Genomic DNA, 22,898 nt, shown 5'->3' with positions numbered 1-22,898 from the left:
AAATATCCCGGGGGGTGAGCCCGAAGGGCGAGGGGGGCAGCGCCCCCCTTTGGCGGGTTGGATTACGCCCCCAGGGGCCGCAACAGCTCGCGGCTGATGATGTGGCGCTGGATTTCCGAGGTGCCCTCCCAGATGCGCTCGACGCGTGAGTCGCGCCAGATGCGCTCCAGGGGCAGTTCATCCATCAGCCCCATACCGCCGTGGATCTGGATGGCCTCGTCGGCGATCATCGCCAGGACCTCGGTGGCCTTGAGCTTGGCCATCGACATATCGGCCTCGGTCACCGTGCCCTGGTCGTATTTCCAGGCGGCCTCGCGGGTCAGGAGTTCGGCCGCCTTCAGCTCCATCGCCATGTCGGCGAGCTTGAAGCTGATGCCCTGGAACTTGCCGATCTGCTGGCCGAATTGCTTGCGTTCGGCCGCATAGCTCAGCGCATGGCCGAGCGCGCGCTCGGCGCGGCCAAGGCAGGTGGAGGCCACTTGCAGGCGGGTCGCGCCCAGCCAGGAATTGGCGACCTCGAAGCCCTTGTGGACCTCGCCGAGGATCTGGCGCTTGTTCACGCGGCAGTCGTCGAACTCCAGCACGGCGTTGGTGTAACCCCGGTGCGAGACGTTGCGGTAGCCGTCGCGCACCGTGAAACCCGGAGTGCCCTTGTCAACGAAGAAGGCGGTGATCTTCTTCTTGGGGCCGCGCGGAGTGTCCTCTTCTCCCGTCGCCACGAAGACGATGGCAAAGCCCGCCATATCGGCATGGGAGATGAAATGCTTCGTCCCGTTCAGGATCCAGTCGTCGCCATCCTGGCGCGCCGTGGCCTTCATGCCGCGCAGGTCGGAGCCCGCGCCTGGCTCCGTCATGGCGAGGCAATCCCAGGTCTCGCCCCGGATACAGGGCATCAGATACTGTTCTCTCTGCTCGGCATTCCCCGCCAAGAGGATGTTCGAGGGCCGCGCCACGCAGGTCCAGTGCAGGGCGTAATTCGCCCGCCCCAGTTCCTTTTCATACAAGAGCCAGGTCAGGGTATCGAGCCCCGCGCCGCCGACCTCCTCGGGCATGTTGGCGGCGTAAAGCCCTGCCGCCATGGCCTTCTTCTGGATCTCGCGGATCAGCTCCAGGGGCAGGTGGTTTGACCGCTCCACCGCCTGTTCATGCGGGTAAAGCTCGGTCTCGACGAAAGCCCGCGTGGTTTCGACGATCATCTTCTGCTCTTCGGTCAGTCCGAAATCCATCTTGTCCTCACGGGTCTACGTTATAGGTCATGCCATCCACCGCCAGCGCCTGGCCCGAGACCATGCGCGCAGCCGGAGAGGCCAGGAAGACGGCCATCGCCGCCACGTCTTCGGGGTCAGAGAGCCGCTTCAAGGCCGTGCCGGAGGCATAGCCCTGGCGCACGGCCTCCGGCGTCATGCCCTTGGCCTCAGCCTCGGCCTCGATCACACGGTCGATGCGGGGGCCATTGACGGACCCCGGACAGATCGCATTGGCGCGGATGCCGAAGGGGCCAAGCTCCATCGCCACAGTCTTCATCAGCCCGATCACCCCCCATTTCGCGGCCACATAGGGCGCGCGGAAGGGCGTGCCATAGAGGCCGGAGGTCGAGGAGGTGAAGATCATCACCCCCTCCCCCGCCGGTTTCATCAGCCGCGCGCCGTATTTGGCCGCGATCATGGCGCCATCCAAGTTCACGGCCAGGCATTGGTGCCAGGCGCCCAGGTCCATGTCCTCGATGGCAGAGGTCGGCCCCTTGATCCCGGCATTGGCGCAGAGCACGTCAAGTCCGCCCCACTCCGCCGCGATGCGGTCAAAGAGCCCCGCCATGGCGGCCTCGTCCGAGGCATCCACCACATCGCCCCTGATCCCCTCGGGCAAGGCCGCGATCTGCGAACGGTCCACATCGGTCACCCAGACGCCATAGCCCTCGGCGGCGAAGGCTTGCGCCATCACCAGCCCGATGCCATTCGCGCCTGCGGTGATCAGGACGCGCTTCACTTCTTCTGCCCCACGGCGCGGCCTGCGCCTTCGGGCAGGGCCAGCCCCGCGTGACCCTCGGCGATGGCCTTCAGATTGGCCCAAACCTCCGGCGAGGCGGCCACGGTTTTCCCCGCCGCCATATCGACATGCAGGCAGAGCTGTTCCACGGTCGCCACGACCTCATCGCCCTTCATGATCCGCACGAAGGACCGGAAGCGCTTTTCATCGGCCGAGATGATCTGGATCGTGCCCACCAGACGATCCCCCAACTTGGCCTCGCCCAAGTGGCGGATATGGGTCTCGGCGGAGTAATAGGAGTGCCCACCCGCGACGTAATCCATCCCCGCGCCGATCAGGCGGAGGAAGGCATCCACCGTCTCGGAGTTCGCAAAGTAATAGCGGCTTTCGGTCATATGGCCGTTGTAGTCGATCCAGCCGGGCAGAACCTGCATATGGGCCATGGTCAGCGGCTCGGCCTTGGGCGCCGTATCGGTCTGGGCGTGGAAGACAGCCGCCCTTGCCGCGTCGTGGTCGCGCAGCACCTTGCCCGCGCCCCAGTTCCGCTCTTTCAGCGCGCGCAGGAAGCCCACGAGGTTCTGATCCCGGATGCGCTCCAGCTCGCGGATGCCATAGGCCCCGGATTGCGCATCGGACTGGTTGGCAACGAGGTCCACCAGCTCATCGTTGAACTCGGGGACGTCCATCAGCTTGGTCCAGGGCCATTTCAGCGCCGGGCCAAATTGCGCCATGAAGTGCCGCATCCCGGCCTCGCCGCCCGCCACGCGGTAGGTCTCGAACAGCCCCATCTGCCCCCAGCGCAGGCCAAAGCCCATGCGGATCGCCTCGTCGATTTCCGACGTGGTGGCGATGCCGTCCTTCAGCATCCACAGCGCCTCGCGCCAGACGGCCTCGAGGAAGCGGTTGCCGATGAAGGCGTCGATCTCCTTGCGGATCACCAGGGGATACATGCCGATGTCGCGCATGATCTGGGCGGTGCGCTCGACGGTCTCGGTGGTGTTGCGGGGGCTCCCGGAGACCTCGGAGAGCGGCAGGAGGTAAACCGGGTTGAACGGGTGGGCCACGATGATGTTTTCGGGCGCCGGAGAGCCCTCTTGCAGGTCAGAGGCCTTGAAGCCCGAAGTGGAGGACCCGATCAGCACCCCCGGATTGGCCTGCTGAAGTTGCGCGTAGACCTTCTTCTTCAGCTCGATCCGTTCCGAGACCGACTCCTGCACATATTCCGAGCCCTGGACCGCATCGAAGATCGTGTCGTGGAAGGAGAGCTTGCCCTCCACCGGCATCGGCACATCGCTGAGCGCCGGAAGCGCGAGGCGGGCGTTGGACAAGACCGCATTGATCTTGCGCTCTGCCTGCGGATCGGGGTCGAAGACCTGCACGTTCCAGCCATTGAGCAAGAACCGCGCCGCCCAGCCCCCGCCGATAACGCCGCCGCCGATGATGGTTGCTGTTCTGGTCATGTCGTCGTCCTTGATCCTCGCGCCCTAGCGCAGTTCGTTTGTCGGCGGGTTACTCGATGTATCCGCCCGTTACTCTGCCGTTTTCATCCAGCATGTCGCCGCCAAGTTCCGACTGCCGACAGGTCCGCGTTTCGGCATCGCAAGCCCCCCGGCAGTCCGTGGACTTGCTGCACGCCTTGCCGACATCGGCATAGGGAAAAATGCAACCGGCTTCATAGATGTGGCTTCCCGGGAAAATCGGATACGAAGCCGACGCCGAGACATAGACATTGCCGCCGTCGGCCTTGCACTTGGCCTGTTCGACCTCAGAAGTGTCGATCTTGCGCCATAAGCAGGTGTCGGGTCCTCCGCCAGGCGTCAGCTCATGTGTATCGCAGGTTGCGCTTTGGAAGACCTGACCCTTCGGCGTCACCCAGGTCTGCTGAACGCCACAAGCGACAACCAGGGCGGCAAGGGCGAGTAGAGCGAACCAAACTCTCACTTCCCCACCGGCGCCCGCTTCTCCAGCTTCAGCTTGGCCCGCACCTCTGCCGGCGTGATCACCCGCGCCCCGAGGTTCGAGATCACCGTCACCGCCCGCTCCACCAGCTGCGCATTGGTCGCCAGGACCCCCTTGTCGAGCCAGAGGTTGTCCTCCAGCCCCACCCGCACATTGCCGCCCGCCAGAACGGAGGCCGCGACATAGGGCATCTGGTGCCGCCCCAGGGCAAAGGCGCTGAAGGTCCAGCCCGCAGGCACATTCGCCACCATGGCCATGAAGGTATGCAAGTCATCCGGAGCGCCCCACGGAACGCCCATGCAGAGCTGCACCAGCACCGGGTCGGGGATTACGCCCTCACTGGCCAGCTGCTTGGCGAGCCAGAGATGGCCGGTGTCAAAGGCCTCGATCTCGATGCGCACCCCCGCCGCCGTCATCCGCTTGGCCATATCCCGCAGCATCCCGGGCGTGTTGACCATCACGTAATCGGCCTCGTTGAAATTCATCGTGCCGCAATCGAGCGTGCAGATCTCGGGCCGGCATTCGACCACATGCGCCACCCGTTCCGTCGCCCCCGCCATATCCGACCGAGGCCCGATGCGGCCCATGTCCTCGGTGCCCTCGAAATAGATGTCGCCGCCCATCCCCGCCGTCAGGTTCAAGACCACATCCGTCCCCGAATCACGAATGCGCTCCGTCACCTCGCGATACAAAGCCAGCTCGCGCGAGGGCTTGCCGGTTTCCGGATCGCGCACATGGCAATGGACCACCGCCGCCCCCGCCTTGGCCGCCGCAATCGCGCTTTCGGCGATCTGGGCGGGCGAGCGCGGCACATGCGGAGAGCGGTCCTGCGTGCCGCCCGATCCGGTCACGGCACAGGTGATGAAGACTTCGCGATTCATGGTCAGCGGCATGATGGGACTCCCTTTGATGCCACCATAACGCCCTTGGCAAGGCGCGCTTGACGATTTACGCAAGTTTCATGTCGATTTCCGCACCAATCTTCGCCCCTGCCCGCAGCCCCCTGACACTGGCGCTCCTGGTCCTGCCGCAGGCGTCGATCCTCGAGGTCGCCTCGACGCTCGACCCCTTGCGCTCGGCCAACCGGCACCTGGGGCATGAGGCCTATCGCTGGCGCGTCGTGACGCCCGATGGCGCCGCAGCACCCTTGACCTGCGGGCTGGAACTCCCCTCCCACGGGCCGCTGACCGCCGCCGAGGGCGCCGATGCGCTGATCGCCATCGTGGGCTTCCGACAGTCCGAGGTCGCCACGCCGCAGCTGATCCGCGACCTGAACCGCCTCGCCCCGCGCTTCCAGGCCGTCGGCGGCATCGACGCCGGGCCCTGGGTCCTCGCACGGGCGGGGCTCTTGAACGGCTACCGGGCGACGGTCCATTGGGAGGATCTCGAGGACTTCGCCGCCGCCCACCCCCAGATCGACACGCAGCCCGATCGCTGGATCATCGACCGCAACCGCTTCACCGCGGGCGGAGCCGCCCCCGCCGCCGATCTCATGCTGCACCTGATCGCCCAGCGCCATGGGCAGGCCCTGGCCCGCCAGGTCGCCCAAAGCTTCCTGACCACGCCGCGCCCGGGTCACGAGCCGCAGGTCCTGGCCCCGGCGCCCGCCCTCCTCGACCCGCGCGTCGCCGCCGCCATCGCCCGGATGGAGACCCGCCTCGACGCGCCCGAGACCGCAGCCCAGACCGCACGCGCCGTGGGCCTCTCGCCGCGCAGGCTCGAGACGCTGTTTGCCCAAGGGCTCCAGACCACCCCCGCCGCCCATGCGCTGTCCCTGCGCCTGGCCGCCGCCCGGCGCCTCGTGACCGACACGCGCCACCCGCTGGCCGAAATCGCTCTGCGCACGGGCTTCTCCAGCCCCTCCGCCCTGTCGCGCGCCTTCAAGGCGAAATATGGCACCAGCCCAAGCGCCCTGCGCTGAAAACCTTTCAACTTGGCACAAATATCCCGGGGGTGAGGCCGCAGGCCGAGGGGGCAGCGCCCCCTAGACCCCCTCCACCAAGACGACGGCCACCTCTGCCGCGCCCAAACGCGCCGCCCGCGCCGCCTGGTATTCCGCGCTGTCATAACAGGCCCTTGCGGCCTCCAGCGAGGGAAACTCGATCACGACGTGCCGAGGCGCCTCCGGCCCCTCCAGCACCTCGCCGGGCCCGCGCGCCAGGAACCGCGCGCCATGGGCCGCAAAGGCCGCAGGCGCCAGGGCCTGATAGGCCTTGTAGGCCTCGGCATCCGTCACCGTCACATGGGCAATCCAATAGGCCGCCATCACGCCTCCAATATCTTGCGCGCGATCTGGGCCGCCTCGGTCAGATGGGCGCGCACCGCCGCCTCTGCCCCCGGCCCATCCCCCGCGACCACGGCTTCCGCAATCCGCGTCATCCGGGACAGCCCCGAGACCTTGCGGTCGCTGGCCGCCAGCGTCAGAGCCCGCAGACGCGAGATCCGCCCGTTCAAGCGGCTGACAATCTCCCAGGCGATGTCATGGCCCGCCGCCTTGAAGATCACCTCGTAGAACCGCGCCGTGGCCTCCAAGGCGCCGTCGCCGCCGATCTGGCCCAGGGCCGCCCGCAGATCGGCCCGCACCGTGTCATCCGCCCGCCCCGCACATTCCCGCGCGGCATGGGCCTCCAGCATCAACCGGATGTCGTAGATCTGCCGCGCCTGGGCCCAGTCGAGCCGCGCCACCATGGGCCCCCGCGTGCCCTCTTCCACCAGCCCCTCGGCCTCGAGGATGCGGATCACCTCGCGCACCACCGACCGGGAAACCCCCAAAAGGTCGCAGAGGTTGCGCTCCACCAGCCGCTCACCGCTGGCAAAACGGCCCGAGACGATGGCGGCGCGCAGCCGCTCCAGCACCACATCCCGCAGTCGCGCCGGGGCTTCGATCTTCAAATCGCTGTCCATCGCCCGAGCCTATCCGCAGGCCAGGCCAGAATCAAGGTTGACATTCCGTCTTATGGTATACCAAACTCAGCGAAAGCCTGGAGAGTCCCATGACCCTGATCCGCAAGACGCACCTTCAAATCGAAACCACCCTGGTCGAGGGCGGGAAATCGGCCGAGCAGCCGCTGAAGCTCATCGCCGCTGCCGCCGTCATCAAGAACCCCTGGGCGGGTCGCGGCTTCGTCGAGGACCTCAAGCCCGAGATCTGGAAGGTCGCCCCGATCCTGGGCGAGACCCTGACCGCCATGATCCTTGACGCGGCCGGAGGCGGCGACAAGGTCGAGGGCTATGGCAAGGCTGCCGTCGTGGGTCTGGATGGCGAGGTCGAACATGCCTCGGCGCTCATCCACACCCTGCGCTTCGGCAATCACTACCGCCAGGCCGTCGGCGCCAAGACCTACCTGGCCTTCACCAACACCCGCGGGCCCGCCAATTGCCCCATCATGATCCCCCTGATGGACAAGAACGACGAGGGCCGCCGGTCCCACTACCTGACCATCCAGTTCGCCCTCCCCGATGCCCCCGCCGCCGACGAGATCGTGGTGGCCTTGGGCGCCTCGATCGGAGGCCGTCCGCATCACCGCATCGGCGACCGTTACCAAGACCTGAAAGACCTCGGCCATGATGTCAAAAACCCTGCCGGGGTCTGAAACCCTCACCTGGATCGAGGCAGGGGCTGGAGAACCGCTCCTCCTCCTCCACGGTGTCGGCATGTGCGCCGAGGCCTGGGGGCCGCAGATCGAGGCGCTGAGCCAAACCCACCGCGTCATCGCGCTGAACATGCCGGGCCATGGATCCAGCCTGCTGCCGGACGGCGCGCTTTTGCCCGATTACGTGGCCTGGGCCGCGAGGGCCATCGACAGCCTCGGCCTGCAAAAAGTCTCCGTCGCGGGCCATTCCATGGGCGCCCTGATCGCGCTTGGCCTGGCCGTCGAGCATCCCGCCAAGATCGCCCGCGTGGCGCTGTTGAACGCCGTCCACCGCCGCGACCCCGCCGCCCGCGCCGCCGTCCTGGCGCGCGCCGAGGCCATCGCGGAGGGTGAATTCGACCTCGACACCCCCCTGAACCGCTGGTTCGAGCCCGGCGACCCCGCCCGCGCCCTGGTGGCAGGCTGGCTGCAAAATGTCGACCGCAAGGGCTATGCCATGGCCTACCGCGCTTTTGCCCTGGGCGATTCCACCCATGCCGAGGGCCTGGCAAAGCTCCATTGCCCCGCGCTTTTCCTGACGGCGGATGGCGATCCGAACTCCACCCCCGCCATGGCCGAGGCCATGTCCAAGGCCGCCCCCGATGGCCGCGTCCTTGTCATCCCCGGACATCGGCATATGGTTTCCCTGACCGCACCCAAAGCCGTGAGCGCCGCCCTTCGGGATTGGCTGAAACGGCCCGCCAAAGGACAGGACCAGATGACCCAGGACCAACGCCGCGCCCTGCGTGACGCTTTCGGCACTTTCATGACCGGCGTGACCGTCGTCACCACCATGGATGCCACAGGCAAGCCCGTGGGCTTCACCGCCAACAGCTTCTCCTCGGTGTCGCTGGATCCGCCCCTGCTTCTGGTGTCGCTGGCCAAATCCTCCTCGAACTACAAGACCTTCACCGAAGGCGCCCATTTCGCCATCAACATCCTGGCGGAAGATCAGCGCGACATCTCGACCACTTTCGCCAGGCCTGTGGCCGACCGCTTCGCCACCGTGGCCTGGCATGCCGCGCCCCAGGCCTCGCCCATCCTGGAAGGCGTCGCGGCCTGGTTCGACTGCACCACCCACCAGGTCGTGGACGCGGGCGACCATGCGCTCTTGATCGGGCGCATCGACAGCTTTGCCTCCACCGCCGCCCCGGGGCTTGGCTATTACCGGGGCAGCTATTTCACCGCCACGGCGGCGGTCCGCACCGGGCCCGAGGTCGTGGTCTCTGCCGTGATCGAGCAGAACGGCGCGGTCCTTCTGGTCGATGACGGCCTGGGCGGCCTGACGCTGCCCACCGCCAAGGTCGGCGCCAAGGGGGCCTCGGCCACCGTCTGCGACCTGATCGAGGCGCTTGGCCTGACCGCCGCCCCGGGCTTCATCTACTCGGTCTTCGAGGATGTCGCCCGCAGCCACCAGCACATCGCCTTCCACTGCCCCTGTTCGGGCGGCACCCCCACCCGTGGCGCCTTCGTCGAGCTCTCCCCCGCGAGCCTGACCGACGTCACCGACCAGGCGCTCCGCACCATGCTGGAGCGCCTCTCCGAGGAATCCGCGCAAGGCAACTACGGCATCTATTTCGGCAACCAGACCCAGGGCCGCGTCGCCCGGGTATCAGGAGAGACCCCATGAAATTCTCGCTCTTCGTCCATATGGAGCGGATCGACCCGGCCCAATCCGAGGTCCAGCTCTACGAGGAAATGGTGGAACTGTGCCGCATCGCCGACGAGGGCGGCTTTCACGCCATCTGGACGGGCGAGCATCACGGCATGGCCTTCACCATCGCGCCCAATCCCTTGTTGAACCTGGTGGACCTGGCGCGGCGGACCAAGAATGTGCGCCTTGGCACCGGCACGGTGATCGCCCCCTTCTGGCATCCGATCAAGCTGGCCGGAGAGGCCGCGATGGCCGATATCATCAGCGGTGGCCGGATCGACCTTGGCGTGGCGCGCGGGGCCTATGGCTTTGAATATGAACGGGTTTCGCCCGGCCTGGACGCCTGGACGGCGGGCCAGAAGATGCGCGAGATGATCCCGGCGCTGAAGGGGCTCTGGGCGGGGGATTACGCCCATGACGGCCAGTTCTGGAAATTCCCGAAAACCACCTCCTGCCCTCGGCCCCAACAGGCCGAGCTGCCGATCTGGGTGGCCGCACGCGACCCGAACTCCCACGAATTCGCCGTGGCCAATGGCTGCAACGTCCAGGTGACGCCGATGGCCCTGGGCGACGATGAGGTCCAGAGCCTCATGGACAAGTTCAACGCCGCCTGCGCCAAGTTCCCCGAGCAGCCCCGCCCCAAGATCATGTGCCTGCGCCACACCTATGTGGCCGACAGCGAAGAGGACGCGATGGAAGGCGCCCGCGAGCTTTCCGTCTTCTTCAACTACTTCGCCGCCTGGTTCCGCAACGACCGCCCCATCGACGGCGGTCTGATCGCCGAGATGTCGGCGGCGGAGATGGAGGCCTTCCCGCAATATGCGCCGGAGGTCCTGCGCAAGAACCACATCGTGGGCCAGGCGCCCGAGGTGATCGAGCGGGTGAAAAGCTACGAGGCCATGGGTTACGACGAGTTCTCGATCTGGATCGACTCGATGATGCCCTTTGAGCGGAAAAAGGCCTCGCTGGAGCGGTTCATCAAGGACGTGATGCCCGCCTTCTCGTAAGCCCCGGGGTATACCCCGGGCTACGCGGCTGAACTGGAGCAATAGATGGACGAATTCCACCTCTATATCGACGGCGCCTTCGTCCCGGGGGCGGCGACCTTCCCCTCGCTCGACCCCGCCACGGGTGAGCCTTGGGCCCTGATGCCCGAGGCCCGCGCCCCGCAGGTCAACGCCGCCGTCGAGGCCGCCCATCGCGCCTTCCACGGGCCCTGGTCGCGGCTGACGGCCTCCCAGCGCGGCAAGCTGCTGTTCAAGCTCGCCGACCTGGTCCAGGCCGCCGCCCCGCGCCTGGCCCAACTGGAGACCCGCGACACCGGCAAGATCATCCGCGAGACCTCCGCCCAGATCGCCTATGTGGCCGATTACTACCGCTATTACGCGGGCCTCGCCGACAAGATCGAGGGCGCCCATCTGCCCATCGACAAGCCCGACATGGAGGTCTGGACCCGCCGCGAGCCCCTGGGCGTCGTGGCCGCCATCGTGCCCTGGAACTCGCAGCTTTTCCTGTCGGCGGTCAAACTCGGCCCCGCGCTGGCGGCTGGCTGCACCGTGGTGGTCAAGGCCTCCGAGGACGGCCCCGCCCCCCTGCTGGAGTTCGCCAAACTCATCCACGAGGCAGGCTTCCCCCCCGGCGTGGTCAATATCCTCACCGGCTTTGGCCCCGACTGCGGCCATATCCTGACCACCCATCCCAAGGTCGCCCATATCGCCTTCACCGGGGGCCCCGGCACCGCCCGCGCCGTGGTGCGGAACTCGGCCGAGAACCTGGCCTCGACCTCGCTGGAACTGGGCGGCAAATCGCCCTTCATCGTCTTCGAGGACGCCGACCTCGACTCCGCCGCCAATGCCCAGGTCTCGGGCATCTTCGCCGCCACCGGTCAATCCTGCGTGGCAGGCTCCCGCCTGATCATCCAGGCCAGCGCCAAGGACGCCTTCCTCGCCAAGCTCAAAGCCAAGGCCGAGGCGATCCGCATCGCCTCCCCGCAGGAGATGACCACCGAAGTCGGCCCCCTCTGCACCCAGCGCCAGCGCGACCATATCGAGGCGCTGATCGAAGCCTCGGTCACCGCAGGCGCGACACTCATCACCGGAGGCGCCCCGCTCCCCGGCCCCGGCTTCTATTTCCCGCCCACGATCCTCGATTGCAGCACGGCCCCCGATGCCCCCGCCATCAAGGACGAGTTCTTCGGCCCCGTCCTCTCGGTCGTCAGCTTCGACACCGAGGAAGAGGCCCTCGCAATCGCCAACGACACCGCCTACGGCCTGGCCTCCGGCGTCTTCACGGCCTCCCTCACCCGCGCCCACCGCATGATAAGGGGCATCCGGGCGGGCGTCGTCTGGGTCAACACCTACCGCGCGGTCTCTCCCATCGCGCCCTTCGGCGGTCACGGGCTTTCCGGCCATGGGCGAGAGGGCGGCCTCGCCGCCGCGCTGGACTACACGACCACGAAAACCGTCTGGCTGCGCACCTCGGACGACCCGATCCCCGATCCCTTCGTGATGCGCTAGGCTTTCATACTGACCCAAGTATCCCGGGGGTGAGGGGGCAGCGCCCCCTCTCTGCCCGCACCGCAAGAGCCCACCCGGGGCCTCCGGCGGGAGTATTCAAGCCAAATTGAAAGCAGAAAGTCGGAAGGCCCTTTCGGTCAGACCAAGCGTCACATGCGCCCGGTCCTGCCCCAACGCGCGGCAGAACTTCACATCCCGCCCGGTCTCGGCGAAACCCAGCTTGCCCAATACCCGGGCCGAGCGCTGGTTGCCCTCGAAATAGCCCGAGACCAGGTCGCCCCCTCCCGCCGCGAAATGCGCGGCGAGGACCGCGCCGGCCGCCTCGGTCGCAATCCCGCGCCCATGGGCCGAGGGCATGAGCCAATAGCCGAGCGCCGCATTCTCCAACCCGACGATGCCCGCGAAGACGCCGGCCTCCTCGATGGTCCAGGTCCTGCCGGGCCGCGCGATCTCGGTCACGAAGTGCTCGAAATCCTGCGGCCCATAGGGATGGGGCACGACCGACAGCCAGCCCGAGACGGCGAGGTCGTTCAACCCCGCCACCACCGGCGCCTGGTCCTGCGGCGCAACGGGCCGCAAGGTCAGGCGCGGGGTGACGATGCGTTCCATCACGGTTTGCAGATATAGGTCCAGGTCGGCACGCGCGCCCCGCGTGCGACCGAGTAAGTCTCTGCATCGCCAAGATATTCGAAGCCGCAATTGGTCAGGACACGGGCGGAACCCGGGTTGTCCTGGAAGACCTCGGCAAAGATCGTGCGGTTCTTCTGCGGGTTCGCCGTGACCAGGGCCCGCACGGCCTCCGACGCGATGCCGGTGTTCCAGAAGGCGGGCGCGACCCAATAGCCGATCTCGCTTTGCCCCCGGTCGAAGCGGCTTTCGTCCATGCGTTTCAGCGAGATCACGCCCAGCACCTCGGCCAGGCCGGATTCGGCGCCATCCATGACCCAGACATCTTCGTCCGTGGCCTTGGCCGCGCGGGCGACAAAGGCCTCCGCCGCGCCGGGTGGCAGCGGATGGGGGATCGAGCGCGTCGCCTCGGCCACCCTGCGGTCCCCCGCGTAAAGCGCGAAGAGCCCGGCGTCCGAGCGCCGCACCGGCCGCAGGCAGAACCGCCCCGCCGGGATCGTCTGGGTCATGGTCAATTCGATGTTCATGGCTTCCTCCTCGAAGCGCATGGGGCCCCTTGGCCTGAAGATGGGAACCGGGAACCCGAAAAACCACGGGGGACCGGCGTTTGCCGATCCCCCGTTTACACGACTTATGTAAAGGTTCGGCTTACTCGGCCGCTTCGGCCACCGGGAGCACCGAGATGAAGGTGCGGCCCTTGAAACCCTTCTTGAAGGTCACCTTGCCATCGACGACCGCGAAGATCGTGTGGTCGGTGCCCATGCCAACGCCCTCACCGGGGAACCACTTGGTCCCGCGCTGACGGACGATGATGTTGCCCGGGATGGCCGACTGGCCGCCATAGAGCTTGACGCCAAGGCGACGGCCCGCGGAGTCACGACCGTTGCGCGAAGAGCCGCCTGCTTTTTTGTGTGCCATGGGAGGATCTCCTTACGCGTTATGGGCGGCGCGGCGGGCGGCCGCGGTGCCGGTTGCGGCGGTCACACCGGTGGCATCGCCACCCGAGGCCAGGACTTCGGTCACGCGGACGAGGGTCCACTGCTGACGGTGGCCCTTGGTGCGCTGCGACGAGTGCTTGCGGCGACGCTTGACGAAGTGGATCGTCTTTTCGCCCTTGATCTGGTCGATGACCTCGGCCTGGACGGCAGCGCCAGCCACGAGCGGCGCACCGACGACCGTGGACTCACCGCCCACCATCAGGATTTCGTTGAACTGGATCTTTTCACCAGCGATGGCGGCAAGCTTTTCGACACGCAGGACATCGCCCGCGCGCACCTTGTATTGCTTGCCACCGGTCTTGAGGACGGCGAACATGGTCTTCCCTTTTCAGTTCCGCGCCCTTCGGTCCCCGTTTCCGGGCGTTGCCGGGGTTTCCCCCACCTTCGGACTGCGCGCCCCGCTTGGAGCGACAAAACAAAATACCCGGGTGACGACTCGTGTCCTCCGGGTGGCGCCTTATGGTCCAATCCGGCCCGGGAAGTCAAGCGCAACAGCATCCCCTGCGCCCGGGCCGCTCCGGGCTCGACCCGGAGCCTCACCCGGGGGGGCAGGAGGCCCCGGGTCAAGCCCGGGGCAGCCCTGGCCCGGCGGAAAGCCTCGCGCAAAAAATCCATCCCGGAGGCGAAAAGGGGGCTTGCGCCGGGCGGAAGGCTTCGGTAATTCACCGCCCCATAGATGACCCCTAGGCCTTGGAGAGGTGACGGAGTGGTCGATCGTGGCGGTCTCGAAAACCGTTGTAGGTTTGCGCCTACCGTGGGTTCGAATCCCACCCTCTCCGCCAGCCATCCCCCCGTGACAGATGTGTATTCCCAAGGGCTTGCCCTTCGGCGGGAATTCGTGACACTGGCCGCATGACACAGGATTTCCTCCCCGGCTGGCATCTGCTTCTGGACATGCATGGCGCGCGGCATCTGCAGGATGCCGAAGCGCTTGAGGCGGTCTTGCGGGCCGCGGCCAAGGCTGCGGGAGCGCGGGTGCTTTCGGCCCATATGCATGGCTTCCCCGGGCGCGGAGGGGTCACCGGGGTGGTCCTCCTCGCCGAAAGCCATATCTCGATCCACACCTGGCCCGAGCTGGACTACGCCGCGCTCGATATCTTCATGTGCGGTTCGGCCGATGTCGAGGCCGCCGCCCGGGTGCTGGAAAAGGCGCTGGAGCCCCGAATCTGCAAGGTCACCCGGACGGCCCGGGGTCAGACCGGCGCGGCCGCAGGGCGCTCAGAGGGGCTGTCCTTGGCGCCAGGGCCTATTTGAACCACTCATCCCAGCCCGCGTTGTAATAGCCGATCAGCGCATGGCTCTGGATCGAGTTGATTTCGGCGGGCATATCCGCGCTGTCGGGGGCAAAGACCTGGGCCTGCTCCCAGGTCTCTTGCGTCAGATAGCGCAGCCCCTGCGGCAGGCGCAGCGCCCGGTCCGAGGGCTCACGGAACCCCGCCATCACGAAGCCCCAGTCGCCGAAGCTCGGCACCCAGACGTGATAGGGCAGCGTCCAGAGCCCCTCTCCGGGCGCCATTGGATTGCGGGTGGCCTCGATCGTATGGGCCACCGACCAGAAGCCCTGCCGCGCAAAGAGGGGCGAGCCCGATTGCACGACGATCAGCCCCTGGGCCGAGAGGCGCTGGACCATCAGGGCATAGAACTCGGCCGAATAGAGCTTGGAGAGCGCAATCGACTTGGGGTCCGGCAGGTCGGCGATGATGATGTCGTAACTCTCTGTGGCGGTCTCGAGGAACTTCCAGGCGTCCTGGTTGATCACCCTCAGGCGCGGGTCGTTCAGCGCGCCGCCATTCAGCGCGACCAGGTCGGGGTGAGAGCGAAAGAGCTCCGTCACCCCGGGGTCGAGGTCGACGAGCGTCACGCTTTCGACCCCATGGCGAAAGACCTCCCTCGCGGCCAGGCCATCGCCGCCGCCCAGGATCAGCACATGGGCGGCGCGCGGCGCCAAGCCCATGACCGGCTGCACCAGGGTCTCGTGGTAGCGATACTCGTCCTGGCTGTCGAACTGGATCGAGTTGTCCAGGAAAAGCCGCGTGCGGTCGCGGAACCGCGTCAGGGTGATATGCTGATAGGCGGTGTCCTGCGACAGGATCACGTCATCCTCGAAAAGGCTCGCCTCGCTGACCGCCACCAGCCGCTCCGAGCCCACCAGCGCCGCCAGGGTCACGACCAGCGCCAGGCCCCAGGCCGCCAGCGTCCCCCGCGTCGCGGCTTGCGGGAAAAGCCACAGCGACAGGCCCGCCACCAGCAGGTTCAAGACCCCGAAGGACAGGCTCGCCGACATCAGCCCCAGATGCGGCACGATCAGGAGCGGGAACATCAGCGAGGCCGCCAGCGCGCCGACATAGTCAAAGCTCAGCACGTTTTCGAAGCGGAACTCGGGCAGGCCGATTTCCTTCAAGAGCCGCGCGATCAGCGGCAGCTCCATCCCCGCAAGCGTTCCCACCACGATCAGGTTCAGGGTCAGGGGAATGCCGACCTCGCCCATCATCGCATAGGAAAAGAACAGGATCGGCGCCATGAAGCCGCCGAAGAGGCCCAAGGCAATCTGCGCCCAGACGAAACCTGCGACCGTGTCGGCCACAAAGCGCGAGACCCAGGCGCCCAGCCCCATGGCGGCCAGGTAAAGCCCGATGACGAAGGAAAACTGCCGGACGCTGTCGCCCAAAAGGTAGCTCGACAGCGTCGCCCCGATCAGCTCGTAGATCAGCCCCGCCAGGGCGACGAGGAAGGTCGCCGCCAGAAGCCAGACCTCGCGCTGGCCGGTGCCTTGACGGATCATCGGGCCTTGACGGATCATGAGGAATGCAGCACGGCCGCGATGATGATGGACAGCGACAGGAAGACCGCGCCGATCAGGACCGAGAGCGCGACGTTCTGGTCATGCTCGATCTCGCGGATGACCGAAAAGGGCGCAAGCTTGGTGATCAGCCACCAGCAGACCCCCATGAGCCCCACGCCGAGCGCGGTGTAGAATATGGTGCTGACGACTTCGGCCAGGTGGATCGCTGCAAACATGGGGGCCCCTATTTGACGGATGAGTTTGAGAAGGTGTTGCCGCCGCTTCCGGTGCGGAGGGATCGGTCAAGGTCGCTGCTTTCGCCGCCCACCCCGTTGACCGACAGCCACCAGGCCCCCGAAAGGGTGCCTGCCGTGGCGATGATCATGACAAGGCGGAAGAGGTTCATCAGTCGTCGCTCCAGTCACTGCCCCGCCAGCGGGCGCGGTTGTGCAGCCAGTCCCGGATCAGGGGCAGCCCTGCCATCAGCGCCGAGAGGACCAGCGCCATCAGCATCCACATGCTGGCCGCGCGGCCCTCGTAGACGGTCAGCGAGGGCCGCGACAGGCTGGGCCCGCCCGCACCCTCGCCCGCGCCGCCCTCGGGGACCGAAAGGCTCAGGCCGTAATCCCCCGCCTCGGTCGGGCGGAAGTAGATGGAGGTAACCTGGCTGCCCTCGCTCCAGCTCTCGCCATCCTCGATGCCCGCGTAATAGCCGACCTCACGGGCGTTTTGAAAGAGAACGGTGCCGGAGGGGTCGGTGACCTCCGTCTCGATCCCGGCCCAGGCGTTGTAAACATCGGTGCGGATGCGCAGTTCGACCACGCCGGTCGTGGTGGTGATGGGCAACTCCGCCTCGACCTCAAGCCCGCCCGCCTTGGGCAGGACACGTGGCTCGACCCAGTTGCCCTGGCTTTGCAGCACGCCCCAGGCCAAGGTCGCCACGAGGGTCGCCACCGCGCCCAAGCCCGACAGGAAGCGCTCATCCCGCCAGACCCTGCGCGGTTGCAGCGGATGCACCCGCAAGGGCGCCGCAGCCTTGATCCCGAAACTCGCCCAGGTCTCGGCCTGGGGCGGATAGGTCGAGATCTCGACCTCGCGCTCGGGTCCCTGGTCCAGCGTCAGCATGGCGTCCGTCGACATGAAGGACAGCGTCTTGGACCGGTCCCCCACCATGACGGCCCAGGAGAACTCCCCCTCGGCGAAGGTCACCTTGGCGTCTGTGGTCTCGTAGTAGCGGTAACTCTGGCCTCGGGCTGCGATCTCGGGCGGCTTTTCCGCCGTTTCGATGCCGCGTTCGGTCATCCAGGTCGGAGACATCGCCCCCCGCCAGGCGCGCGAAAAGATCAGGTGGCCCTCTTCCAGCGTCAGCCAGGCATAGCCATGGCTGGGGGAGTAAAGCTGGTGGTCGGTCCAGGTCCAGCGCTTGGCCTCGCTCCAGCCCAGGATGCCGATGACCACCCAGTCGACGCCCTGGATGCGGCCCTTGTCGCCCAGCTTCAAGGGCGTATCGGGGCGCGGCAGTTCGGCATGGGTCTTCAAGAGCCGGAAGTTGTCCACCGCATCCAGCGCCGAGCCGCAATGGGTGCAGACCTGGATGACGACGCGCCCGCCGCCCAGGGCCTTCAGCCCCACGCCACAATTGGGGCAAGCGACCTCTGCGACCTCGGCCCTCATTTCGCCCCCAGGTCAAAAGGGTCGATCCAGGGCCCGCAGAACCAGGCATGGCCGCCGGGCCAGAACTCGCCCGACAGGATGCGGCCGTCACCGGAGGAGGCGTTGAGAAAGGTGAACTGGTCGCCCAGCACGAAGACTTCCGGAAGCTGGCCGCGAAAGGCCAGGCAGGTCGCGGTTTCGGCCTCGGTCACCGTCCAGTCGCGGTCGTCGAAGGCGATGACGGCGCTGCGCTCACGCGGGGCGGCTGGCAAAGAGGCCGCCGCGACCGGGCGTTGCAGCGCGATGTCGCCCTCATCGACCGAGATCCAGGCGCCCTTGCCCAGGTCGTCCAGCGCCCAGAACTCGTCCCAGGCGCCCCGCCCATAGGAAAAGCGCACGACGCCCACCGGCAGGAAGCGGCCTTGAAGCGTCTGGACCGGCTGCATCAGCCGCACCAGCCCAGGCGCATCGTGAAAGACCCCCGCGCTGCCCGCAGCCGCAAAGACCGCGTCGCGCAGGATATGGGCCGTGCCGCAATGGGCGCAATTGACCATGCGCGACCAGCCGAAAGCCTCGCCCAGGTCTGCCCCGCATGTCATGCAATTGCGCCGTTCCATGGCGTGAAAATGCGACCAATGCCGCGTCGTGGCAAGGAAAATGCCGCGCCGCCAGAGAATTTGCGAAGGGGGAGGATGGTGCTGCAAGAGAGGATTGAACTCTCGACCTCTCCCTTACCAAGGGAGTGCTCTACCACTGAGCTACTGCAGCGCCGGGTGACGTTTCGGCGGTCTTTTCAACCGTCTCATCGTCGGTGGCGGCTGATTAGACGCAAAGCCGCCGGGGTGCAAGAGGCAAAATTGCGGGAACTGGACCCCTCGACCGGGTTGCGATAGAACGCGGCCCATGACCCGCGATCCCGCCCCTCGATCCCTCTCGCCCAAAGCCGCCCGTGACCAACGGCTCAAGGCGGCGCTGAAGGCCAATATGGGCCGACGCAAGGCGCAGACCCGCGCCAGGGCCGAGGCACAGGACCCGGAAGACCAAACGCAAACCGGGGGCGAGACCCCCAAAGAAAAAGAGTGAGGCAGGCATGGATTCGATTCTCGTTCGCGGCAATGGGCCGCTGAGTGGCCAAATTCCGATCGCGGGCGCCAAGAACGCCTGCCTGACGCTGATGCCCGCCACGCTTCTCTCGGAAGAGCCGCTGACGCTGACCAATGCGCCGCGCCTGTCCGACATCGCCACCATGACCCAGCTGCTGCAAAGCCTGGGCGCCGAGGTTGCGGGGCTGCAACAGGGCCAGGTCCTGGCCATGTCCTCGCACCGGATTTCCAACCACACGGCGGATTATGACATCGTCCGCAAGATGCGCGCCTCGATCCTGGTTCTGGGGCCAATGCTGGCGCGCGATGGCCATGCCGTGGTCTCCTTGCCCGGCGGCTGCGCCATCGGCGCCCGGCCCGTGGACCTGCACCAGCGCGCGATGGAGGCCCTGGGGGCCGAGATCGAGCTGAAGGAGGGCTATCTCCATGCCCGCGCGCCCGGTGGGCGGCTGAAAGGGGCGACGATCACTTTCCCCTTCGTCTCGGTCGGCGCGACGGAGAACGCCCTTATGGCCGCGACGCTCGCCAAGGGAACGACGGTGATCGAGAACGCCGCGCGCGAGCCCGAGATCGTCGACCTCGCCAAATGCCTGCGGTCCATGGGCGCGCAGATCGAGGGTGAGGGGACGAGCACGATCACGATACAAGGTGTCGACCGCCTGCATGGGGCTACGCACCCCGTGGTCACGGATCGCATCGAACTGGGCACCTATATGCTGGTCCCCGCGATTTGCGGCGGCGAGGTCGAGTGCCTGGGTGGTCGGCTCGACCTCGTGGGCTCCTTTGCCGAAAAGCTGGATGCGGCGGGGGTCTCGGTGGCCGAGACCGAACGCGGGCTGAAGGTCTCGCGCCGGGGCGACCGGGTGCGGGCGGTGGATGTGGTGACCGAGCCCTTCCCAGGCTTCCCCACCGACCTTCAGGCCCAGATGATGGCGCTTCTTTGCACTGCCGAGGGGACTTCGGTGCTTGAGGAACGCATCTTCGAGAATCGCTTCATGCATGCGCCGGAACTGACCCGGATGGGCGCCAAGATCGAGGTCCATGGCGGCACGGCCACGGTCCATGGCGTGGCCAAGCTGAAGGGCGCCCGGGTCATGGCCACCGACCTGCGCGCCTCGGTCAGCCTGATCCTCGCGGCCCTTGCGGCCGAGGGCGAGACGGTGGTCTCCCGCGTTTATCACCTCGATCGCGGCTATGAAAAGGTCGAGGAAAAGCTGCGCGCCTGTGGCGCCCAGATCGAGCGGATCGCCGGATGAGCGACGCAAGGTTCGAGGATGGCGAAGAGGCCCCCCTGCGCCTGATGGCGCAGGAGGCGGGCGACCTCGGCGTCATGGCGGCCCTGGTGCAGGACGCGGTTCTGCCCGCCTCGGACATGACCTGGTCGCGGCGCCAGCACCGCTTTGCGCTTCTCTTGAACCGCTTCCGCCACGAAGACCGCGCCGCCGCCCTGCGCGAGGGGCGGCCCTTCGAGCGGGTCCGCAGCCTTCTGGTCTTTGACAATGTGCTGGCCGTGCGCGCGCAAGGCATTTCGCGCGACCCCGATGTCGTGGTCTCGCTGCTGGAGATCGCCTTCACGCCCCTGGAAGAGGGCGCGGGCCTGGTGCGGCTCGTCTTCGCGGGCGACGGCGCGGTCGAGCTTTCGGTCGATGCGCTGGAGGTCGTGCTGACCGATGTCTCTCGCCCCTACAAGGCGGTCTCGGGCAAGGCGCCCAGCCACGACTGAGTCTCATGACAATTCCGGTCTCTGCCCCCGGCGGGTTTTCCGGGGGACTGGGTCGTTTTGCTGTTCCCTAAACTAACATGTCAGTTTAAACGGGTGGCAACACGGAGGATCGCATGGGACGTCTGGCAGGCAAGAAGGCATTGGTGACGGCGGCGGGGCAAGGCATCGGGCGGGCCTCGGCGCTGGCCATGATCCGCGAGGGGGCGGAGGTGATTGCCACCGACATCAACGCCTCGGCGCTGGAGGGGTTGGGCTGCGAGACGAGGGTGCTGAACGTGCGCGACCCTCAGGCGGTTTCGCAGGCAGCGGCCGAGATCGGCGCGGTCGATGTGCTCTTCAACTGCGCGGGTTTCGTGGCGGCGGGGACGATCCTGGATTGTGACGAGGACCAGTGGGCCTTCTCCCTCGATCTGAACATGACGGCCATGTACCGGATGTGCAAAGCGTTTTTGCCGCCGATGATCGCGGCCGGCGGGGGGAGCATCATCAACATGGCCTCGGTCGCGGGATCGGTCCTCGCGGCGCCGAACCGCTTCGTTTACGGGGCGACCAAGGCCGGGGTGATCGGCCTGACCAAGTCGATCGCCGCCGATTTCATCGACAAAGGCATCCGCGCCAATGCGATCTGCCCCGGCACGGTCGAGAGCCCCTCGCTGGATCAGCGCCTGCGCGACACCGGCGATTACGAGGCGGCCAAGGCGGCCTTCATCGCCCGCCAACCGATTGGACGGATTGGCAAACCCGAAGAAATCGCCGCCTTGGTGGTCTATCTCGCCAGCGACGAATCCAGCTATACGACCGGGGTCGCTCACGTGATCGACGGCGGTTGGGCCAATATATAGGAGCCATCATGAAACTTCTGCGCCATGGCCCCCGGGGGGCCGAACGTCCCGGGATGCTGCATTCCGACGGCACGATCCGCGATCTGACGGGGCTGGTGCCCGATATCGGGGGGGCGGTGATCAGCGACACCGGGCTTGCCATGCTGCGGGGGATCGACCCCGCGACCCTGCCGGTGGTCGATGCCTCGACCCGGCTTGGGGCTTGCGTGGCGGGGACGGGGAAGTTCATCTGCATCGGGCTCAACTATGCCGATCACGCCGCGGAATCGGGGATGCAGGTCCCGCCCGAGCCGGTGATCTTCATGAAGGCGACCAGCGCCATCTGCGGGCCGAATGATCCGATCGTGATCCCCCGGGGCTCGGCAAAGACCGACTGGGAGGTCGAGCTGGGCGTGATCATCGGCAAGACGGCCAAGTACGTCTCCGAGGCCGATGCGATGGACTATGTCGCGGGCTATGCCGTCACGAATGACGTCTCGGAGCGGGCCTTTCAGACCGAGCGGTCGGGGCAATGGACCAAGGGGAAGAGCTGCGACAACTTCGGGCAGCTCGGGCCCTGGCTGGTCACGCGCGACGAGGTCGCGGATCCCCAGGATCTGAAGATGTGGCTGACGGTGGACGGGCAGAAGATGCAGGACGGCTCGACCCGGACCATGGTCTACGGCGTGCGGTTCCTGGTCCATTACCTGAGCCAGTTCATGAGCCTCCATCCGGGCGACGTGATCTCGACCGGGACCCCGCCGGGGGTGGGGCTGGGGATGAAGCCGCCTCGGTATCTGAAGGCGGGGGAGGTCGTCGAGCTGGGGATCGAGGGGCTGGGAAGCCAGCGCCAGGATGTGATCGCGGACTGATCTTGCACGCGTGCAAGATTGGGTAAGCGGTTGATATTACGGGGTGAAGGCTTCCGGCGTTAAGGAAGCCTTCATTCTTTTTCGGGGGTGGGAGAGGCGCCCGGGGCCTGGGGGGCGGAGTCAGGGGCCTCTTCGGTGGAGAGACGAGCGAGGAGGGCTTGGGCGTCGGTCAGGAAGTTTGCGAGCTCATCAGCCTTCGTCAAGAACACGGTCTCTCGAAGATGACGTTCTGCAACCGTGATCTGTAGAACAGCTGCCTTTGCTGCCGCTTGGTCATTGCGCTCAATGGCAAGGAGCACTTTCGCCCAACCTTGATTTCCCGAAACCCACCCCCAATCTAAAGGAAATTGGTCCTGCGACCGAACTTCCAGGATTCGCTCAAACTCTTCGATTGCTTTAATCAGGCTTTCTCTGTCCCGGTTCAAGCGCCCCCTTTCCATCATGGCTCTAGGGTCAGGACCCATTGATCACGCTCTAAGACCGTGATTCACGGTCGGCCAGGAGACCTGATTTATGAGCAACTTGTTCTGGCTGACCGAAGCCCAGATGGACCGGCTTCGGCCCTTCTTTCC

General features: G+C 66.6%; 27 protein-coding genes and 2 tRNA genes. 11 read left to right on the top strand and 18 right to left on the bottom strand.

Features of this window, described 5'->3' with window-relative positions; genetic code table 11:
- Positions 1-62: 62 nt before the first annotated feature.
- From GV832_RS05000 to bcoG, 5 genes are read right to left on the bottom strand one after another with little or no spacing between them, the layout of a single operon-like run.
- A complete protein-coding gene (locus GV832_RS05000; protein ID WP_168773741.1) occupies positions 63-1,226 on the bottom strand; it encodes an acyl-CoA dehydrogenase family protein in 1,164 nt (387 codons plus the stop codon).
- A gap of 7 nt (positions 1,227-1,233) precedes the next feature.
- Positions 1,234-1,986: an SDR family oxidoreductase gene (locus GV832_RS04995; protein WP_354001923.1), complete on the bottom strand. Its 753-nt coding sequence runs from the start codon at positions 1,984-1,986 to the stop codon at positions 1,234-1,236.
- Entirely contained in the window at positions 1,983-3,446 is a 1,464-nt protein-coding gene (locus tag GV832_RS04990; RefSeq protein WP_168773740.1) for a carnitine 3-dehydrogenase, read from the bottom strand. Before GV832_RS04990 ends, GV832_RS04995 begins: the two co-directional genes overlap by 4 nt.
- Positions 3,447-3,495: 49 nt before the next feature.
- Positions 3,496-3,927: a hypothetical protein gene (locus GV832_RS04985; RefSeq protein ID WP_168773739.1), complete on the bottom strand. Its 432-nt coding sequence runs from the start codon at positions 3,925-3,927 to the stop codon at positions 3,496-3,498.
- A complete protein-coding gene (gene bcoG / locus GV832_RS04980) occupies positions 3,924-4,838 on the bottom strand; it encodes a 3-dehydrocarnitine:acetyl-CoA trimethylamine transferase BcoG (protein ID WP_168773738.1) in 915 nt (304 codons plus the stop codon). The genes GV832_RS04985 and bcoG overlap by 4 nt, the downstream gene beginning before the upstream one ends.
- A gap of 68 nt (positions 4,839-4,906) precedes the next feature.
- Here bcoG and GV832_RS04975 point away from each other — a divergent pair, with 68 nt between their 5' ends.
- Complete coding sequence (locus GV832_RS04975) at positions 4,907-5,866, top strand: GlxA family transcriptional regulator (RefSeq protein WP_168773737.1); 960 nt, start codon at positions 4,907-4,909, stop codon at positions 5,864-5,866.
- Positions 5,867-5,929: 63 nt separating this feature from the next.
- Here the strand turns inward: GV832_RS04975 and GV832_RS04970 are convergent, their stop codons facing one another.
- A complete protein-coding gene (locus GV832_RS04970) occupies positions 5,930-6,211 on the bottom strand; it encodes a DUF1330 domain-containing protein (RefSeq protein WP_168773736.1) in 282 nt (93 codons plus the stop codon).
- Entirely contained in the window at positions 6,211-6,849 is a 639-nt protein-coding gene (locus GV832_RS04965; RefSeq protein ID WP_168773735.1) for a GntR family transcriptional regulator, read from the bottom strand. Before GV832_RS04965 ends, GV832_RS04970 begins: the two co-directional genes overlap by 1 nt.
- Positions 6,850-6,938: 89 nt before the next feature.
- On the opposite strand from GV832_RS04965, the gene GV832_RS04960 reads away from it, so the two are divergent.
- The 4 genes from GV832_RS04960 to GV832_RS04945 are packed head-to-tail and all read left to right on the top strand — an operon-like array spanning position 6,939 to position 11,747.
- Positions 6,939-7,538, top strand: a complete 600-nt coding sequence (locus tag GV832_RS04960) for an amino acid synthesis family protein (RefSeq protein ID WP_168773734.1) — start codon at positions 6,939-6,941, stop codon at positions 7,536-7,538.
- Positions 7,510-9,207, top strand: coding sequence for an alpha/beta fold hydrolase (locus GV832_RS04955; RefSeq protein WP_168773733.1), 1,698 nt, complete (start codon positions 7,510-7,512; stop codon positions 9,205-9,207). The genes GV832_RS04960 and GV832_RS04955 overlap by 29 nt, the downstream gene beginning before the upstream one ends.
- Complete coding sequence (locus GV832_RS04950; RefSeq protein WP_168773732.1) at positions 9,204-10,238, top strand: LLM class flavin-dependent oxidoreductase; 1,035 nt, start codon at positions 9,204-9,206, stop codon at positions 10,236-10,238. Before GV832_RS04955 ends, GV832_RS04950 begins: the two co-directional genes overlap by 4 nt.
- A 45-nt stretch (positions 10,239-10,283) precedes the next feature.
- Entirely contained in the window at positions 10,284-11,747 is a 1,464-nt protein-coding gene (locus GV832_RS04945) for an aldehyde dehydrogenase (RefSeq protein WP_168773731.1), read from the top strand.
- Between the two features lie 96 nt (positions 11,748-11,843).
- On the opposite strand, the gene GV832_RS04940 is transcribed toward GV832_RS04945, so the two are convergent.
- The 4 genes from GV832_RS04940 to rplU all read right to left on the bottom strand — a co-directional run bounded on the left by GV832_RS04940 (position 11,844) and on the right by rplU (position 13,688).
- Complete coding sequence (locus tag GV832_RS04940) at positions 11,844-12,356, bottom strand: GNAT family N-acetyltransferase (protein WP_168773730.1); 513 nt, start codon at positions 12,354-12,356, stop codon at positions 11,844-11,846.
- Complete coding sequence (locus GV832_RS04935; protein WP_168773729.1) at positions 12,356-12,901, bottom strand: GNAT family N-acetyltransferase; 546 nt, start codon at positions 12,899-12,901, stop codon at positions 12,356-12,358. Before GV832_RS04935 ends, GV832_RS04940 begins: the two co-directional genes overlap by 1 nt.
- Positions 12,902-13,022: 121 nt before the next feature.
- Entirely contained in the window at positions 13,023-13,292 is a 270-nt protein-coding gene (rpmA, locus tag GV832_RS04930) for a 50S ribosomal protein L27 (protein WP_168773728.1), read from the bottom strand.
- Between the two features lie 12 nt (positions 13,293-13,304).
- On the bottom strand, positions 13,305-13,688 hold the full coding sequence (rplU, locus tag GV832_RS04925; protein ID WP_168773727.1) for a 50S ribosomal protein L21: 384 nt from the start codon (positions 13,686-13,688) through the stop codon (positions 13,305-13,307).
- 376 nt (positions 13,689-14,064) lie between these two features.
- Between rplU and GV832_RS04920 the strand changes: the two genes are divergently transcribed.
- Positions 14,065-14,154 (top strand) — tRNA-Ser (locus GV832_RS04920).
- A 70-nt stretch (positions 14,155-14,224) separates the two neighbouring features.
- Entirely contained in the window at positions 14,225-14,626 is a 402-nt protein-coding gene (gene speD, locus GV832_RS04915; RefSeq protein ID WP_168773726.1) for an adenosylmethionine decarboxylase, read from the top strand.
- Here the strand turns inward: speD and GV832_RS04910 are convergent.
- From GV832_RS04910 to GV832_RS04885, 6 genes are all read right to left on the bottom strand, one after another.
- On the bottom strand, positions 14,619-16,172 hold the full coding sequence (locus GV832_RS04910; protein WP_227754246.1) for a polyamine aminopropyltransferase: 1,554 nt from the start codon (positions 16,170-16,172) through the stop codon (positions 14,619-14,621). The genes speD and GV832_RS04910 overlap by 8 nt on opposite strands.
- Positions 16,169-16,390, bottom strand: a complete 222-nt coding sequence (locus tag GV832_RS04905; RefSeq protein WP_168773725.1) for a DUF350 domain-containing protein — start codon at positions 16,388-16,390, stop codon at positions 16,169-16,171. The genes GV832_RS04910 and GV832_RS04905 overlap by 4 nt, the downstream gene beginning before the upstream one ends.
- A gap of 8 nt (positions 16,391-16,398) precedes the next feature.
- Positions 16,399-16,560, bottom strand: a complete 162-nt coding sequence (locus GV832_RS04900; RefSeq protein ID WP_168773724.1) for a hypothetical protein — start codon at positions 16,558-16,560, stop codon at positions 16,399-16,401.
- The gene (locus GV832_RS04895) at positions 16,560-17,828 is read right to left on the bottom strand and encodes a DUF4178 domain-containing protein (RefSeq protein WP_168773723.1); all 1,269 of its coding nucleotides are present in this window, start codon (positions 17,826-17,828) and stop codon (positions 16,560-16,562) included. Before GV832_RS04895 ends, GV832_RS04900 begins: the two co-directional genes overlap by 1 nt.
- Positions 17,825-18,424, bottom strand: coding sequence for a DUF4178 domain-containing protein (locus tag GV832_RS04890; protein ID WP_168773722.1), 600 nt, complete (start codon positions 18,422-18,424; stop codon positions 17,825-17,827). Before GV832_RS04890 ends, GV832_RS04895 begins: the two co-directional genes overlap by 4 nt.
- Positions 18,425-18,500: 76 nt before the next feature.
- Positions 18,501-18,575, bottom strand: a tRNA-Thr gene (locus GV832_RS04885).
- Between the two features lie 322 nt (positions 18,576-18,897).
- Between GV832_RS04885 and murA the strand changes: the two genes are divergently transcribed.
- The 4 genes from murA to GV832_RS04860 all read left to right on the top strand — a co-directional run bounded on the left by murA (position 18,898) and on the right by GV832_RS04860 (position 22,326).
- Positions 18,898-20,166 carry a UDP-N-acetylglucosamine 1-carboxyvinyltransferase gene (gene murA / locus GV832_RS04875; protein WP_168773720.1) on the top strand — a complete coding sequence of 423 codons (1,269 nt, stop codon included), beginning with the start codon at positions 18,898-18,900 and terminating at the stop codon, positions 20,164-20,166.
- Positions 20,163-20,633: a DUF2948 family protein gene (locus GV832_RS04870; protein ID WP_168773719.1), complete on the top strand. Its 471-nt coding sequence runs from the start codon at positions 20,163-20,165 to the stop codon at positions 20,631-20,633. The genes murA and GV832_RS04870 overlap by 4 nt, the downstream gene beginning before the upstream one ends.
- Positions 20,634-20,746: 113 nt before the next feature.
- Positions 20,747-21,475, top strand: coding sequence for an SDR family oxidoreductase (locus tag GV832_RS04865; RefSeq protein ID WP_168773718.1), 729 nt, complete (start codon positions 20,747-20,749; stop codon positions 21,473-21,475).
- Positions 21,476-21,483: 8 nt separating this feature from the next.
- Positions 21,484-22,326, top strand: a complete 843-nt coding sequence (locus GV832_RS04860) for a fumarylacetoacetate hydrolase family protein (RefSeq protein ID WP_168773717.1) — start codon at positions 21,484-21,486, stop codon at positions 22,324-22,326.
- A gap of 71 nt (positions 22,327-22,397) precedes the next feature.
- On the opposite strand, the gene GV832_RS04855 is transcribed toward GV832_RS04860, so the two are convergent.
- Positions 22,398-22,751: a hypothetical protein gene (locus GV832_RS04855; RefSeq protein WP_168773716.1), complete on the bottom strand. Its 354-nt coding sequence runs from the start codon at positions 22,749-22,751 to the stop codon at positions 22,398-22,400.
- Between the last annotated feature and the right edge of the window lie 147 nt (positions 22,752-22,898).

The sequence above is a fragment of the Stagnihabitans tardus genome (assembly GCF_009925085.1).
GTDB lineage: Bacteria > Pseudomonadota > Alphaproteobacteria > Rhodobacterales > Rhodobacteraceae > Stagnihabitans > Stagnihabitans tardus.
This window is presented reverse-complemented; position numbering and strand designations above follow the sequence as displayed.